This window comes from Bacillus cereus group sp. MYBK245-2, assembly GCF_051916145.1.
GTDB classification, from domain to species: Bacteria; Bacillota; Bacilli; order Bacillales; family Bacillaceae_G; genus Bacillus_A; species Bacillus_A pacificus.
In genome coordinates this window covers 57,423-70,861 of the sequence record NZ_JBQAGB010000017.1, presented here as the reverse complement: position 1 = coordinate 70,861, position 13,439 = coordinate 57,423, and the positions used below count along the sequence as shown (strand labels likewise).

Below are 13,439 nucleotides of genomic sequence, written 5' to 3'. Positions count from 1 at the left end.
TCATTATCTGTTCAATACTTCAATATACGAAGCATCGCCAGTTGTTCTTAAAGCAGAGCGGAAATTGTTGTTTTCTAACGTTTTAGCGACTTGTTGTAACTGCTGTGCATCATCATGATGGATAAGTAAGCTGTCAGCACCGCTTTCTTCTATATGAATGTGTTCGACATTTCCAATGGCATCATGTACAGCTTTTAAAAATTCAGGTTTCATATTGTCCTCCTATATGTATGTAACGTTTTTGTTAGTATTTCCTTATTTTTGAAATATAAAAGTAAATGTTTTTTTGTTATATTAAGATTTTCAGGAGGAATTCCTTTGTGTTTGTCAAATAATAGTAAAGTTGTCTTTTGAATTGATGGAATCTTCGGTATTAAAGGGTGAGGGAATGGACATTTCAGTAATCGCTGCACAACTAGTTAAGGAGAAAGTGATTTCACATGATCCAAATAGCATAAAAGTGTTAAACGGAGGAACGACAAGTACAGTGTATTTGCTGGATGAAGAATATGTTGTAAAGCTGAATGAAGCGGAAGTAATACGTGAAGAAGCTAATTTTCTTTCTTTTTATGAGGGGAATACGTTGTTTTCGAAGCTTTTGTATAATGAACCTTTCCATAAGTATATTGTGTATTCTTTTCTTGAAGGTAGTACTTCTTGTGAACAAGGGGATAAACGAAGTACGCTTCGTACACTTGTAAAAGAAGTTATTAATAAGTATGAAAGAGTTTCAGATGTAGATGTCTGGGGATGGAAAGAAAATCCGGTTCAATCTTGGAATGAATTTTTAACGACAAATGTGATGGAAGCTCATGAAAATGTAAAACGTTACATAAGTGAAGAAGAGTATAGAACGGTTCTTAAGTTAGCAAATAGGGACGCTGGAGTAGAGCAGCCATTTTTATTACATGGGGATCTTGGATTTCATAACTTTATATTTCAAGAGAATAAGCTGCACGGTGTAATTGATCCCTTGCCAGTGTTAGGAGATCCTATATACGATTTAATTTATGCGTTTTGTTCCACTCCGGAAGATTTAACGAAAGAAACGATTGATTATGTGATGAAACAGTGTGTATTTCATAAAAAAGACCGTGATTTATATGAAGAAATAGTTATAGGCTTATATTTGCGTATAGATACATGTTTAAGACACCACCCGAAAGATTTAGAAGGTTATTTAGCAGCTTGGCGTTATTGGATGGACGAGGTTGAAGCTGCTTTATAGCACAAATATTTTTTGGGGATCGTGAAATGAATGTTTCAGAAACGAAAAAGGATTTACTGTAATTCCATTATCATTTTATTAATTGAAAATAAAAAATCAGCTTAATAAAAATATAGGGATAGGGGAAATGATCATGAAAAATTATGTTTGCACAACGTGTGGTGTGCAGTATGCAGCGAGTGTAGAAGAACCGATGAGTTGTCATATTTGTGATGAAGAAAGGCAATATGTGAATCCGAAAGGGCAGTCTTGGACGACGCTAGAAAGCTTACAAACAGGTGATACATATAAAAATGAAATAATCGAAGAGGAAAACGAGCTTTATAGTATTACGACAAAACCAGGGTTTGCGATCGGTCAAACGGCATATGTAGTGAAAACAGAGTCATATCGTTTACTGTGGGACTGCATTACTTATTTAGATGAAATGACAATTACGAAAATAAAAGAGCTTGGCGGATTAGATGCGATTGCATTGTCTCATCCTCATTATTATTCAACGCAAGTAGAATGGGCAGAGACATTTGATGTACCAATTTACATACATGAAGATGATAAAGAGTGGGTGATGCGCCCGAGTAGTCGTATTATTTATTGGTCTGGTGAGTCTTTACAATTAGCGGATGGATTGGTCATTCATCGTTTAGGTGGTCATTTTAAAGGAGGATCTGTCTTACATTGGGAAGAAGGTAATGACGGAAAAGGAATTTTGTTAACAGGCGATATTATTCAAGTTGTAGCAGATGAGCGATGGGTAAGCTTTATGTACAGCTATCCAAACTTAATTCCATTACCAGCGAGAAAAGTGGAAGAAATGGTGAATCGAGTAAAGCCGTTACAATTTAATCGTTTATACAACGCTTTTCATCGTGTAGTAAAAGAAAATGCAAATGAGGCAGTGGAACGTTCTGCTGAAAGATATATGAAGGCGATAGAAGGAAAATTATTTCATACATAAAAGGAGAGTTAGACTTTATGAATACGTTAGTATGCTTCGGTGATAGTATTACAGCTGATGAAACGTTTTTTGATGGAACGCCGAGGTTAACACCGCGTTTGCAAGAGATGTTTCCGAATTGGAAGGTGGTAAATGCGGGGGTTCCGGGTGATAATACGTTCGATGCGTTACATAGAATTGAAGAAGATGTATTATCACATAAACCAGATTTCGTAACAGTTTTTCTTGGCACGAATGATGCAGTTTCTTTTTCACAAGGATCATTACAAGTATATAAAGAAAACTTAGAGAAGATTGTGAAGCGGATTTCGTCAGATAAAGTACTGCTTATTAGTCCCGCGCCAGTTGATGAGGAAAGACAGCACAATAGAACAAATAAAGTGCTCGGTCAGTATGCAGATGTGGTAGAGAAAGTGGCGAAAGAAACAGGAAGCTATTTTCTAAATTTATATGCCGAAATGATTCAGGAACGGAATTATAAAAGGTTTGTAGAAAATGATGAAAGAGATGGGCTACACTTTGGATTAGAAGGCTATGAGTATGTATCGAAGTTGATTGGTGAAAAGTTAAAAGGGATTTTATAAAAAAGCAAAGCGATATCGCTTTGCTTTTCGTTGTTTTTTAGTAGTTCAATCTAAAAATGCTTGCTGCAATGCTTTGAGCCCATCACTGTAAATACCATGAAACAGATTTATTGCCTCTTCATCACTAACCTCAACAGGAGTGAACGTACCAAACCACTCTACTAATGATGTTTTACTTTCAGCACCTTCTTTAACCCGGATTGTGGACTCATAATTAGTGACTGGGAATGGTGAATTCATGATTGAATACGTGTAGTACCGTTCCTTATCATTGAATACTTCTAAACGTTCTATAATCGTATCACCATCTGGATTAGCTAGGTGACGTACACGACCGCCTTCAGTTAATTTACTACTAGGTATATAAGGTAACCAGTCTGGAAGGGAGTTGAATCCTCCAATTAATTGCCATACTTGTTCAGGTGAACCGAAAATTTCCATAGATGTAGTAGTGTGTGCCATATTTGTTATGCTCCTTTTTAATCTGAATTTTTTTATTTAATATATAATTTATAAATTAAAACTATATACTTTTTATAACTAAACTATATAATAAATATAGAAACGAAAATTTATGAGCAAGGAAGTTGAAGAACATGACATTAACAATGGGCTTTATTGGATTTGGAAAGTCAGCTAACCGCTATCACTTACCTTATGTAAACACACGTAATAATATAAAAATAAAAACGATTTTTGTACGTCAAATAAATGAAGAATTAGCAGCTCCATATGAGGAAAAAGGTGTTAGTTTTACTACTGATTTGGATGAATTGTTGAATGATAAAGAAATTCAAGTAGTGACGGTATGTACGCCAGCACATACGCATTATGAATTCGCGAAAAAAGTTATACTTGCGGGAAAATCAGTTATCGTTGAAAAACCATTTTGCGATACAGTAGAACATGCGAAAGAATTGTTAGCTTTAGGACGAGAGAAAGGTGTAGTAGTTATGCCTTACCAAAACCGTCGTTTTGATGGTGATTTTTTAGCAGTGAAGCAAGTTGTGGAACAAGGATTCCTTGGTGATATTGTCGAGATTGAATCACATATTGATTATTTCCGTCCTGGTTCAATCATTCATGAAGCTCCAAAAGAAGAAGGCGCATTTTATAGTTTAGGTATTCATACGATGGACCGTATGATTGCACTGTTTGGCCGTCCAGATACGGTGACATACGATATTCGTAATAATGAAGTGGAAGGTGCGGTTGATAACTATTTTGATGTTAGTCTACATTATGGAAATAAGCTGAAAATTAAACTAAAAACGAACCATGTTGTAGCGAAGGATTATCCGCGTTTTATCGTTCATGGGACAAATGGATCGTTTATTAAATATGGTGAAGACCAGCAGGAAAATGATCTGAAAGCTGGTATTATGCCTGAGAGTGCAGGATTTGGTGAAGATTCACCGATGTACTATGGGGTTGCTAAATATCGCAATGCAAACGGTGACTGGATTGAAAAACAAATTAAAACGCCGCTTGGCGATTACGGTCGTTTCTATGATGCAGCGTATGAAACAATTGTAAATGGTGCACCAAAGCTTGTGAAAGACGAAGAAGCAATAACGAATATTGAAATTTTAGAAAACGGATTTGCTGCGCCATCACCTTCAGTTTACAAACTGGAGGCTTTACATTTGAATGAATAGAAGAGGGAATACAGCATAAAGGAGGTATGGAAATGGCAAGCGGATCAACACAAGTAAAATACCTCGGCATTTATCAAAAAATGAAACAGCAAATTTTAGACAGCGAATATAAAATTAATGAAAAAATTCCAAGTAGCCCCGTCCTTGCTGAAGAATTTGGCGTTTCAGTCCTGACAATAAAAAAAGCGCTGGATCTGTTAGTGAGAGACGGATACATTATCCGCCGGCGCGGAAGTGGAACAGTCGTTCAAGATTGGCGTCAGCAGGAAAAGGCACGAATGATTCAAACTTTAACAGGTACGAAAGCTGTTTATGGCAGCGAGGTAGAAAGTAAAATTATCGAGTTTACGATTGTCGGTGCCGATGAAATCATTGCTGAAAAATTGGGCATTTCAGTAGGGGATTTCGTATATAAAATCATTCGCCTTCGTATCATTCACAGTATCCCAACGATTATGGAGCATACATGGATGCCTATTGCGGTCATTCCAGGTGTTGAAGCTTCGGTTTTAGAGGAGTCGATCTACTCATACATTCAAAATAAACTAGGTCTTAAAGTGGGAACATCCGTTGTTAGGGTCAAAGGCATTCGCCCAGATGATAAGGAAAAGCAGTTTATGAACTTAACAAATCAAGATTTTCTAATGAGAGTGGAGCAGGTGGCCTATTTAACGGATGGACGAACTTTTGAATACTCTTATGCTGATCACCTGCCAGAAACCTTTGAATTTGAAACAGTTATTACTGCAAAAAGTTATAAAGAGGCATAAAAAATAGGTTGGGGCACGTATTGCCTCAACCTATTTTTGTGTCTTCAATAACGCTATGGGGGAAATTCACATAAAAAAATGATTAATTACTCCAAGACTTAACATTTGATTAATAGAACTGTAAGGTTTAAAATTACAGTAAGATTTTTAGAAGTGAGTTGTCATCGTCTGTAAAATGTAGTTTCAACAAATGTATAGAAGAAGCATTTTAAAAGAAATGAATAATAGAGATAAATGAAACATTGCTGAATAACTAACATTACGTGAATTTGATTCTAAACTGTAATTTTTTTTAATACATTTCAGTAACCGATATTTAAAATGTGCATTTCATAAAAAATTAAAGGAGTGAGTGAAATATGGTGGTTTTATATACAACAGCAAGCTGTAGTTCATGCCGAAAAGCAAAAGCATGGCTGGAGGAGAATCAAATTGATTATACTGAAAAAAATATCGTATCCAACTCTATGACAGTGGATGAACTTAAATCCATTCTTCGTTTAACGGAAGAGGGGGCTACTGAAATTATTTCAACTAGATCCAAAACTTTTCAAGACTTAAATATAAATATAGATGAGCTCTCGCTAAATGAATTTTATACATTAATCATTGAGCATCCGCTAATGTTGCGTCGTCCAATTATGCTGGATGAGAAAAGATTACAGATTGGTTTTAACGAAGAAGAAATTCGCAAATTTTTACCACGTAGCGTCCGAACATTTTTAAATATTGAACTGCAAAAGTTGGCTAATTAATAAGTAATATTTTTTAAGAAAAGTTTTTTGAAAGGAGGAAGCAGAAGATGATTGAAGTATGTGTTACAGTTAATTATAACGATAGAAATTATCAAACAAATGTTATTGTAAGCAAAGATACAGTGTGGAAAAAAATTAAACAGTTGGCAGAAGAACAAGTGAAGAAACAATGGAATCTTTAAATGTATTGTAACTTAAAAAGCTAAATGAAGTTATGGAATCTATTTCTTTATGCTAAGAGTGGGTCTTATATATTTTAACGTTTGGCTAATCTATCTGTAATGTTTATAGCTACAGTATGTGAATATAGGAGAAATAATTTTTTTGGATCGTAGGAGGAAAATAATGAGCAGCGACTTTACCTTGGCCATACACAGTTTAACTTATTTAGCTTTACAGCCAGACCGGATGTCAACAAGTAACGCTATTTCAGAAAGTGCAGGTGTTCACCCAGTACGCATTCGCAAAGTGCTAAGTTTGTTAAAAAAACATAAGTTTATACAATCGAAAGAAGGGACTGGTGGCGGTTTTATTTTTGCTCGAGATTTAAGTGAAGTTAACCTTTGGCATATATATCAGATAACCTCTGAAGGTGCGTTGCAGCCTAAGTGTCCTGAGTCAAATAATCAGTGTATTGTAGGTTCAAACATGCGAAAAGTTCTTTTCGCTATTTTCTTAGGTGCGGAAGAACATCTAGGTGAATACTTAAAGAACTATACAATGAAAGAAGTTGTTGATCTTATCAATCAAGAACGTTAAGCGGCTTACTTGTTATATAGAGCCGTAAGTTCTTACTATTTAAATGTAATGGGAAATATTACAGTTTGATTTCGTTTTTATTCCTTGTTTATCGTTACAAAAAATATTTATAAGAAGGTGAAAAAGTATGTTGTCAAATAATAATCATGTTTTAAAAGTGGGAGATTGGGTTCGTGGAATATCAAATGAGGGCGAATTTATAGTTGGTTACATTGTATCACTTGATGAAGTGGAAGATGTAGTTACAGTTAGCATTGTGAAACGCGACGACAAGTACACAAAAAACGAAGCGATTTTACTCTTTAGTAAACATGTTAACAAACTCCCTGAATCAAAGGTAATCAATAAGGAGCAAATCCTTTATCTTATAGACCTTGCATTATTAACAGGAGACGAAGAATGGTTTATCGAGCTTTCTTCAAAATTAAACTCGATAAAAGAGCTAGTTAACGAGGGAGTTTAAAGGTTACATTATTGGCTTTTAATAGTTTGAATCGTGCAATAATCAATAATATCATCTCTTTTGTTGCACTTTAATAAAAGAGGTGATTGGTTGTATGAAAATAAAAATAATTAGCATCATATGTTTTCTGAGTTTTTTATTACCCTGTATTTCCGCTCAAGCAATTGTAAAAATAGAAAATAATAGAAATGAAAGCTTTGACATAGATTTAACCGGTTATGAACTTTATTCGTTTGGTGATTTTAATCAATTAGGTTATAAAATAACGCCACTTACTCAACTGTTTCTAGGGATAGTCCAAACAGAAGGTGAGTGGATTGATGAACCAAGATTATATATTAAGGGAAATAAAGGTTATTTTCATCTTTGGAAAGCAGACGGTACGAATGTTCTTTATACTGTTGAAAAGAGTGGCGGTTTTTGGAAAATTATAGATGTGAAAAGGAAGGAAATTAACAGAATACCCGTACCAAAACAGTTTTTAAAAGAAGTGGTCATTAATCTCTTATTAGAGCCGATAAGTAAAGAAGTTGAAAACTATTATAAGGAACCAAAACTTTGGTATCGAGGTTCTGAAAAAATACTTGAAATAAAAACAGATAAAACAAACAATATTTTTTATGTAACTGTTCAAATTCAAACTTTTGAGGGTGCGCATAATCCGCCTTATGGAGAGGACACAATTACTTTTCGTATAAAAGGAAACGATGTAAAAACGATTCGGTATAAACATAGAGATATTCCTGAAGAAGAGTTGAAAAAACTCGAATTAAGATGACTTTGAAATGATTTGTTTGCCCACTCCTGATAGTGATAATTATGTCAATGAGCTGCCTGATATGGGCAGCTCATTTTATTTTTTCGTGTAGCGTAGGTTTTTGTAAAATGTTAGCGGTCCTCTTATTGCTATGAATTAAAAAAGTATTTTTCCTAAAAATGTATATGAATGCAATAGTGATAATATATATCCTTAAAATTTGTTTGTACATTCAAAAAGATATTTCTTTTTAACTACGTTAATCATTTATCGGAATATCTTTTTTTGATTAAAATAATTTTTTGACAGAAAAAAATATAAGTATCTTTAAAATGAGTAACTTTGATAAGTATTGTATGACTGTATTTTATTTTAATTCATTCAGTTTTAAGCGCTAGGAACAAGGGTTGTGTACGAACTGTAAAATATTATCCATATAAAATTTTGTTCACTAAATATTTCTGAAAATATAAAAATATTAATTTTATAAATATACACGTTATAATGAGGGCGTCGAGAGAAATTTTATTATCTCTGGAGAAAATATAAAAAATGCGATTATAAGTAAGAAAGGTGTGTGGTTAGAGGCGAAATGTATGTAAAGTGCTTCAGTGGCTTGTGTAATCAATACCATAAATGCTGCCGAAGCTATGAAAGTGATGTATAGAATTGAGAAAGAAATGCCTCATAAATGAAGAGAGGCCGGTTTAACTAAAATTACTTGTTACAAGTAATTTAGAGAAACCATTAAAGTAATACATTGTTATTAAAAATGTTGCAACGTATTTATGAAATCTATTCTATATTGTTCTCTTAAGCGGTCTTTATATAAGGAGCGGATAGTACGAGTAAACTTTTTTGTTAACGCTAACAATTATATTAGGACGCTATCTAGCGAATGTTTTAATTTGGATTCATTTTGATGAAGGACATACAATGTGGGGCAACTTGTAAGGAATTCATTTTCCGAAAAAGAAAAATATTCGTTAGCTATAAAGAGAGCCGCAGGAATAGATAAAAGGGGGAGTTATTATATGAACGGGAATACTGCAAAGAAAATAGAAGTTCAAGCTGAAAATACCGCACGAAAAAACGAGCAATATGCAGATCCGAAAAAGTGGCATAAGCAGGATACTACATGGGCACTCAGTCTATTTGGAACTGCAATTGGAGCAGGGGTGCTCTTTTTACCGATTAATGCAGGTTCAGGTGGATTATTATCGTTACTACTAATTACATTGCTTGCATATCCAGTTATGTATTACTCACATAGGGCACTTGCTAAAATGATATACGCTTCTAATTCTGCTGATGAGGGGATCACAGGTACAATTAGAGAGTATTTCGGAAATAAAGCGAGTATCATTTTTAACATCGTATATTTCGGTTCAATTTATACAATCGTACTAATGTATTCGGTTGCGCTTACAAACACTGCAAGTAGTTTTATCGTACATCAATTGCACATGCCAGAACCTCCAAGGGCTATTTTATCACTTGTATTAGTTCTTGGTCTTATCGCTATACTGAATTTTGGTCAAGATATTACTGTAAAAGTCATGAGTATGCTAGTGTATCCTTTCATAGCTTCTCTATTATTTATTGCAATATCTTTAATTCCACAGTGGAATACGTCAATGCTTAGCTTTTCAGCTGTTTCTACTACTTCAACAGGAACAGGATATTTTGGAACGATATTAATGATTCTACCAATCATCGTATTCTCATTTAATCATTCACCTATGATTTCATCATTTGTTGTGAAACAGAGAGCTACGTATGGAATCGAAGCTACTGATGCGAAATGTGCACAAATACAAAAAGTTTGTTACATCATGACATTCGTTGTAGTTATGTTCTTCGTTTGGAGTAGTGCACTGAGCTTAACTCCAGAGGATTTAAAAATGGCAAAAGAGCAAAACTTATCAATCCTTTCATATCTAGCGAATGAACTTAATTCACCTGTAATTACGATTGCCGCTCCAATCATTGCTTTTGTGGCTATTACAAAATCTTTCCTTGGCCATTATATCGGAGCATTTGAAGTAATGCGTGACATGATTATTAAGTTCGGTCAATCACGTGGAAAAGTAATTGAAGAAAAAACAATTAAGACAATCGTTCTTACTTTTGTTGTATTATCATGCTGGTTTGTTGCTTACACAAATCCAAGTATTCTTGGACTTATTGATTCTTTAAGTGGTCCATTAGTTGCTGCTATCTTATGTCTATTACCGATGTATGCGATTCAAAAAGTACCAGTACTAGCTAAATACAAAGGGAAAATGAGTAACGTATTTGTTATTATTGTAGGTGTACTTACTGTTTTAGCAAGTATTAAATCATTATTCTAATTCACGATTATTAGTTTGAATGAAAAATAGAACGATTTTGGGACAGGCTTCTCGGTTGGGAGGGTCTGTCCCTTTTTAATGCGTTACAGTTTATCTTGTTGATTTTATGAGATATTTCTGCATAATTGTAGCTAAGGGAGATGATTTTAGGTTGAGTAAACTGAATATTAGAACAACTGTTTCGGGAGATATAATTGTTACTCGTCTTATCGGCAAGATTAAAACAGATGATGTGTATGAATGGTTTAATGGTTTCGAGCAAGTTTGTCAGCAATTCATTTCCGAGGGACGGAAATACAAATTGTTGGTAGATAGAAAAGGCTACATACCAGATCATTTTTCTGTTCAAAAAGTATGGAAAGAGAAGTTTTTTAATGAAACGATTTTGAATCACAGTAAGGCAATTGCTTTTCTCCTTGAAGAAGGCGAGATCATGAATTATTTACAACAATCCAATACGAAAGAATCCGTAAAGTTTTTTGATGATTATAGACAAGCATTCCTTTGGTTGAATGAATATCCCATATGAAAATTTTAGCGAACCAGTTGCTTAAGCAATTGGTTTTTTTAGCTTGTAATGTTGTTGATGTCTCTATACGAAATGTTTAGTGCGTATAGCAGCATTTTAAGGGACATACATTTTGAATGCGTTAAATATAATTCTTATTAGCACCAAGAGGAAGAGAGTACTAGTAATATTGAAAGGTCATACGATAGAGTCACATAAATTGAAAAATATCCATGTGGCATAAAGTGAGTAAGGGGGATAAAGATATGAGCAATTCAAATTTGAGTGAAATAAGTAAACAAATTTTAAAAGAGGAGGAAACACTTCAATTTTCCTCTTTTACAAATGAAGATGCCTTACAACTAGGTTTATTTATCGTTAAAACAGCGAAGCAAGAGGGAAAATTGATTGCTGTTGATATAACGAAAAATGGTGTGCAATTATTTCATTTTAAGATGACGGGGACAAATGAGGAAAATACGAAATGGATTGAGCGTAAAAAACGAGTCGTTTCCCTACATGATCGTAGCTCGTATTATATGCAGGTACAAAGTGAAATAACTGGAGTCTCCTATAATGAAAAATATCTTTTAGATACTTCGGAATACGCTGCATTTGGTGGATGCTTTCCTATCAGAATAAAAAACGTAGGGGTTATTGGAATGATAACCGTTTCAGGATTACCACCAGAAGAAGATCATGAATTGGTTATAAGAGCGGTTAAAAATCAATTGAAGCAATAATAAAAAGGCAAAAACGAACATATTCTTGTTCGTTTTTGCCTTTTTATTATTCATTTTATGTGATGAAGATAATTCTAATAAATAAACAAGTACGAAAAGATAGTACGGAATGGGAAATCTTTAATTCGAGACACTTTACTTGACGATGATAATCTATGTGGTTAATATGATAGATATAAAATAACCTAATTACTTTTAATAATTAAGTTATTTTATTTAAGTGACAGTAGGTAAGTAAGATGTGATGGAAATGCTTTGAATTGCCACTATTAATATTGGGGACAATTAGAAAGCGAAAGGTATAAAAAGAATTGGAATTTGCGAATTCTTTGTTTTTTATAAAAACAGGGGCTTCTGTACAATTCATTTTTAAAATATTGACAAGGATTATACAACAAGAGGGGGACTGAAATTGGAATCAATGACCTTTGTTTTATTTGGAGCGACAGGGGACTTAGCGAAACGAAAAATTTACCCCGCACTATATAACTTATATAGAGATCAAAAGCTTCCAAAGCAAATATCCGTTATCGGGCTTGGAAGACGCCAAGTATCTCATGTAGATTTTCAAGGAAGAATAAAAGAATCAATAGAGACATTTTCCCGTCATAGAGAAGAAGGTACTCTAGAACTTGAAGGTTTTTTAGATAATTTTCGCTATTGTCCATTAGATGTGAGTAAGCCGGAAGACTATGAGAGATTATTGCAAGTCGTTCGTGAAAGGGAAGAAGAACTACATATAAAAGGGAATAGAATGTTCTATCTTTCCGTTGCTCCTGAATTTTTCGAGACAATTGCTTTAAATATTAAGGAAAGCGGACTTGATAAAACGGATGGATGGAAACGCCTAATGATTGAGAAACCGTTTGGACACGATCTCAAATCTGCTCGTGAGCTGAATGATAAGCTTAGTCGCACGTTTGAAGAAGACGAGATATACCGTATTGATCATTATTTAGGTAAGCCGATGATTCAAAACCTTGAAGCACTAGAGTTTGCAAATCCTGTTCTCCAATCAATTTGGAATAAAGAACATATAGCGAATGTACAAATTACAGCGAGTGAAACAGTTGGGGTTGAAGAAAGAGCAGGATATTATGATCAGGCAGGAGCCATTCGAGATATGGTTCAAAATCATATGTTACAAATATTAATGATGACTGCTATGAATCTGCCGGAAAAGGTTAATGCATGTGAAATTCGAGAGGAAAAGCGAAAGGTAATGGAGACGCTTCGTAAAGTGAAAAAAGAAGACGTTCAAAACCATATCATTCGCGGACAATACGCTTCAGGAGAGATAAAAGGCGAGCAAGTTGTAGCATATAAAGAGGAGCCAGGAGTAAATCCTTCTTCTAACATAGACACATTTGTTGCTGCTCGTTTGTGGATCGATAATCCATTTTGGACTGACGTTCCCTTCTATATACGAACAGGCAAACGAATGAAAGAAAAGTCTACTCGTATTGTAATCGAATTTAAAAATACACTAAAACAGCAATACCAAGATAATAATCCAAATGCAGAACCTAACTTATTAATAATTGAAATTAGCCCAGGTGAGAATGTTTCGTTACAGTTAAATAGTAAAAATCCATTGAAAAATGGAGAAATTGAACCGATGCGTATTAACTTTACTTGCGAGCAAGCAGATGTAGGAGTGCCTGAAGCGTATGAAAGACTTATTCATGATGCTGTAAGTGGAGACGCTACATTCTTTGCACATTGGAGAGAAGTTGAATTGTCATGGGAATGGGTACAACCAATTCTTGAAGCATTCGAGGAAAACTTATTACCACTTCATGAATATGAGTCTGGTTCATATGGTCCAGATGCGTCTCATGAATTATTGCAAGAAAGTGGATTTAAATGGTGGTTAGATCAAGAAACGGAAAAATAAGTACT

The 13,439-nt window shown here is 34.3% G+C and carries 16 protein-coding genes; 14 read left to right on the top strand and 2 right to left on the bottom strand.

Features of this window, described 5'->3' with window-relative positions:
- Positions 1-3 precede the first annotated feature (3 nt).
- Complete coding sequence (locus ACTFRN_RS22955; protein ID WP_000801653.1) at positions 4-213, bottom strand: hypothetical protein; 210 nt, start codon at positions 211-213, stop codon at positions 4-6.
- 175 nt (positions 214-388) lie between these two features.
- Between ACTFRN_RS22955 and ACTFRN_RS22950 the strand changes: the two genes are divergently transcribed.
- From ACTFRN_RS22950 to ACTFRN_RS22940, 3 genes are all read left to right on the top strand, one after another.
- Positions 389-1,228 carry an aminoglycoside phosphotransferase family protein gene (locus tag ACTFRN_RS22950; RefSeq protein ID WP_014893582.1) on the top strand — a complete coding sequence of 280 codons (840 nt, stop codon included), beginning with the start codon at positions 389-391 and terminating at the stop codon, positions 1,226-1,228.
- 133 nt (positions 1,229-1,361) lie between these two features.
- Entirely contained in the window at positions 1,362-2,186 is an 825-nt protein-coding gene (locus ACTFRN_RS22945) for an MBL fold metallo-hydrolase (protein ID WP_000801073.1), read from the top strand.
- A gap of 17 nt (positions 2,187-2,203) precedes the next feature.
- Positions 2,204-2,770, top strand: coding sequence for an SGNH/GDSL hydrolase family protein (locus ACTFRN_RS22940; RefSeq protein WP_001094896.1), 567 nt, complete (start codon positions 2,204-2,206; stop codon positions 2,768-2,770).
- Between the two features lie 45 nt (positions 2,771-2,815).
- Here the strand turns inward: ACTFRN_RS22940 and ACTFRN_RS22935 are convergent, their stop codons facing one another.
- Complete coding sequence (locus ACTFRN_RS22935; protein ID WP_000951525.1) at positions 2,816-3,232, bottom strand: SRPBCC family protein; 417 nt, start codon at positions 3,230-3,232, stop codon at positions 2,816-2,818.
- 134 nt (positions 3,233-3,366) lie between these two features.
- On the opposite strand from ACTFRN_RS22935, the gene ACTFRN_RS22930 reads away from it, so the two are divergent.
- The 11 genes from ACTFRN_RS22930 to zwf all read left to right on the top strand — a co-directional run bounded on the left by ACTFRN_RS22930 (position 3,367) and on the right by zwf (position 13,434).
- A complete protein-coding gene (locus tag ACTFRN_RS22930; RefSeq protein ID WP_000176631.1) occupies positions 3,367-4,428 on the top strand; it encodes an oxidoreductase in 1,062 nt (353 codons plus the stop codon).
- A gap of 32 nt (positions 4,429-4,460) precedes the next feature.
- Positions 4,461-5,198 carry a GntR family transcriptional regulator gene (locus ACTFRN_RS22925; protein WP_000146314.1) on the top strand — a complete coding sequence of 246 codons (738 nt, stop codon included), beginning with the start codon at positions 4,461-4,463 and terminating at the stop codon, positions 5,196-5,198.
- A gap of 359 nt (positions 5,199-5,557) precedes the next feature.
- Positions 5,558-5,953: a transcriptional regulator SpxA gene (spxA, locus tag ACTFRN_RS22920; protein WP_000261188.1), complete on the top strand. Its 396-nt coding sequence runs from the start codon at positions 5,558-5,560 to the stop codon at positions 5,951-5,953.
- 47 nt (positions 5,954-6,000) lie between these two features.
- Entirely contained in the window at positions 6,001-6,135 is a 135-nt protein-coding gene (locus ACTFRN_RS22915; RefSeq protein ID WP_000573533.1) for a BA3454 family stress response protein, read from the top strand.
- Positions 6,136-6,298: 163 nt separating this feature from the next.
- Positions 6,299-6,712: an Rrf2-family transcriptional regulator SaiR gene (gene saiR, locus ACTFRN_RS22910; protein ID WP_000093222.1), complete on the top strand. Its 414-nt coding sequence runs from the start codon at positions 6,299-6,301 to the stop codon at positions 6,710-6,712.
- A gap of 127 nt (positions 6,713-6,839) precedes the next feature.
- A complete protein-coding gene (locus tag ACTFRN_RS22905; RefSeq protein WP_000950599.1) occupies positions 6,840-7,175 on the top strand; it encodes an IDEAL domain-containing protein in 336 nt (111 codons plus the stop codon).
- Positions 7,176-7,269: 94 nt separating this feature from the next.
- The gene (locus ACTFRN_RS22900) at positions 7,270-7,953 is read left to right on the top strand and encodes a DUF3888 domain-containing protein (RefSeq protein ID WP_000694048.1); all 684 of its coding nucleotides are present in this window, start codon (positions 7,270-7,272) and stop codon (positions 7,951-7,953) included.
- A gap of 1,013 nt (positions 7,954-8,966) precedes the next feature.
- Positions 8,967-10,286, top strand: a complete 1,320-nt coding sequence (locus tag ACTFRN_RS22895) for an aromatic amino acid transport family protein (protein WP_049114031.1) — start codon at positions 8,967-8,969, stop codon at positions 10,284-10,286.
- 106 nt (positions 10,287-10,392) lie between these two features.
- Positions 10,393-10,815, top strand: coding sequence for an STAS/SEC14 domain-containing protein (locus ACTFRN_RS22890; protein ID WP_080120838.1), 423 nt, complete (start codon positions 10,393-10,395; stop codon positions 10,813-10,815).
- Positions 10,816-11,027: 212 nt separating this feature from the next.
- On the top strand, positions 11,028-11,537 hold the full coding sequence (locus tag ACTFRN_RS22885; protein ID WP_140383362.1) for a heme-degrading domain-containing protein: 510 nt from the start codon (positions 11,028-11,030) through the stop codon (positions 11,535-11,537).
- 412 nt (positions 11,538-11,949) lie between these two features.
- Positions 11,950-13,434, top strand: coding sequence for a glucose-6-phosphate dehydrogenase (gene zwf / locus ACTFRN_RS22880; RefSeq protein ID WP_000445366.1), 1,485 nt, complete (start codon positions 11,950-11,952; stop codon positions 13,432-13,434).
- Positions 13,435-13,439: the final 5 nt, after the last annotated feature.

Excerpts from the sequence above, each read along its gene's own strand:
- ACTFRN_RS22925 (WP_000146314.1), top strand. The coding sequence starts at position 4,461 with ATGGCAAGCGGATCAACACAAGTAAAATACCTCGGCATTTATCAAAAA.
- ACTFRN_RS22930 (WP_000176631.1), top strand. The coding sequence starts at position 3,367 with ATGACATTAACAATGGGCTTTATTGGATTTGGAAAGTCAGCTAACCGC.
- ACTFRN_RS22905 (WP_000950599.1), top strand. The coding sequence starts at position 6,840 with ATGTTGTCAAATAATAATCATGTTTTAAAAGTGGGAGATTGGGTTCGT.
- saiR (WP_000093222.1), top strand. The coding sequence starts at position 6,299 with ATGAGCAGCGACTTTACCTTGGCCATACACAGTTTAACTTATTTAGCT.
- ACTFRN_RS22935 (WP_000951525.1), bottom strand. The coding sequence starts at position 3,232 with ATGGCACACACTACTACATCTATGGAAATTTTCGGTTCACCTGAACAA.
- ACTFRN_RS22955 (WP_000801653.1), bottom strand. The coding sequence starts at position 213 with ATGAAACCTGAATTTTTAAAAGCTGTACATGATGCCATTGGAAATGTC.
- ACTFRN_RS22915 (WP_000573533.1), top strand. The coding sequence starts at position 6,001 with ATGATTGAAGTATGTGTTACAGTTAATTATAACGATAGAAATTATCAA.
- ACTFRN_RS22895 (WP_049114031.1), top strand. The coding sequence starts at position 8,967 with ATGAACGGGAATACTGCAAAGAAAATAGAAGTTCAAGCTGAAAATACC.
- ACTFRN_RS22890 (WP_080120838.1), top strand. The coding sequence starts at position 10,393 with ATGAGATATTTCTGCATAATTGTAGCTAAGGGAGATGATTTTAGGTTG.
- ACTFRN_RS22940 (WP_001094896.1), top strand. The coding sequence starts at position 2,204 with ATGAATACGTTAGTATGCTTCGGTGATAGTATTACAGCTGATGAAACG.
- ACTFRN_RS22900 (WP_000694048.1), top strand. The coding sequence starts at position 7,270 with ATGAAAATAAAAATAATTAGCATCATATGTTTTCTGAGTTTTTTATTA.
- ACTFRN_RS22885 (WP_140383362.1), top strand. The coding sequence starts at position 11,028 with ATGTGGCATAAAGTGAGTAAGGGGGATAAAGATATGAGCAATTCAAAT.
- spxA (WP_000261188.1), top strand. The coding sequence starts at position 5,558 with ATGGTGGTTTTATATACAACAGCAAGCTGTAGTTCATGCCGAAAAGCA.
- ACTFRN_RS22950 (WP_014893582.1), top strand. The coding sequence starts at position 389 with ATGGACATTTCAGTAATCGCTGCACAACTAGTTAAGGAGAAAGTGATT.
- ACTFRN_RS22945 (WP_000801073.1), top strand. The coding sequence starts at position 1,362 with ATGAAAAATTATGTTTGCACAACGTGTGGTGTGCAGTATGCAGCGAGT.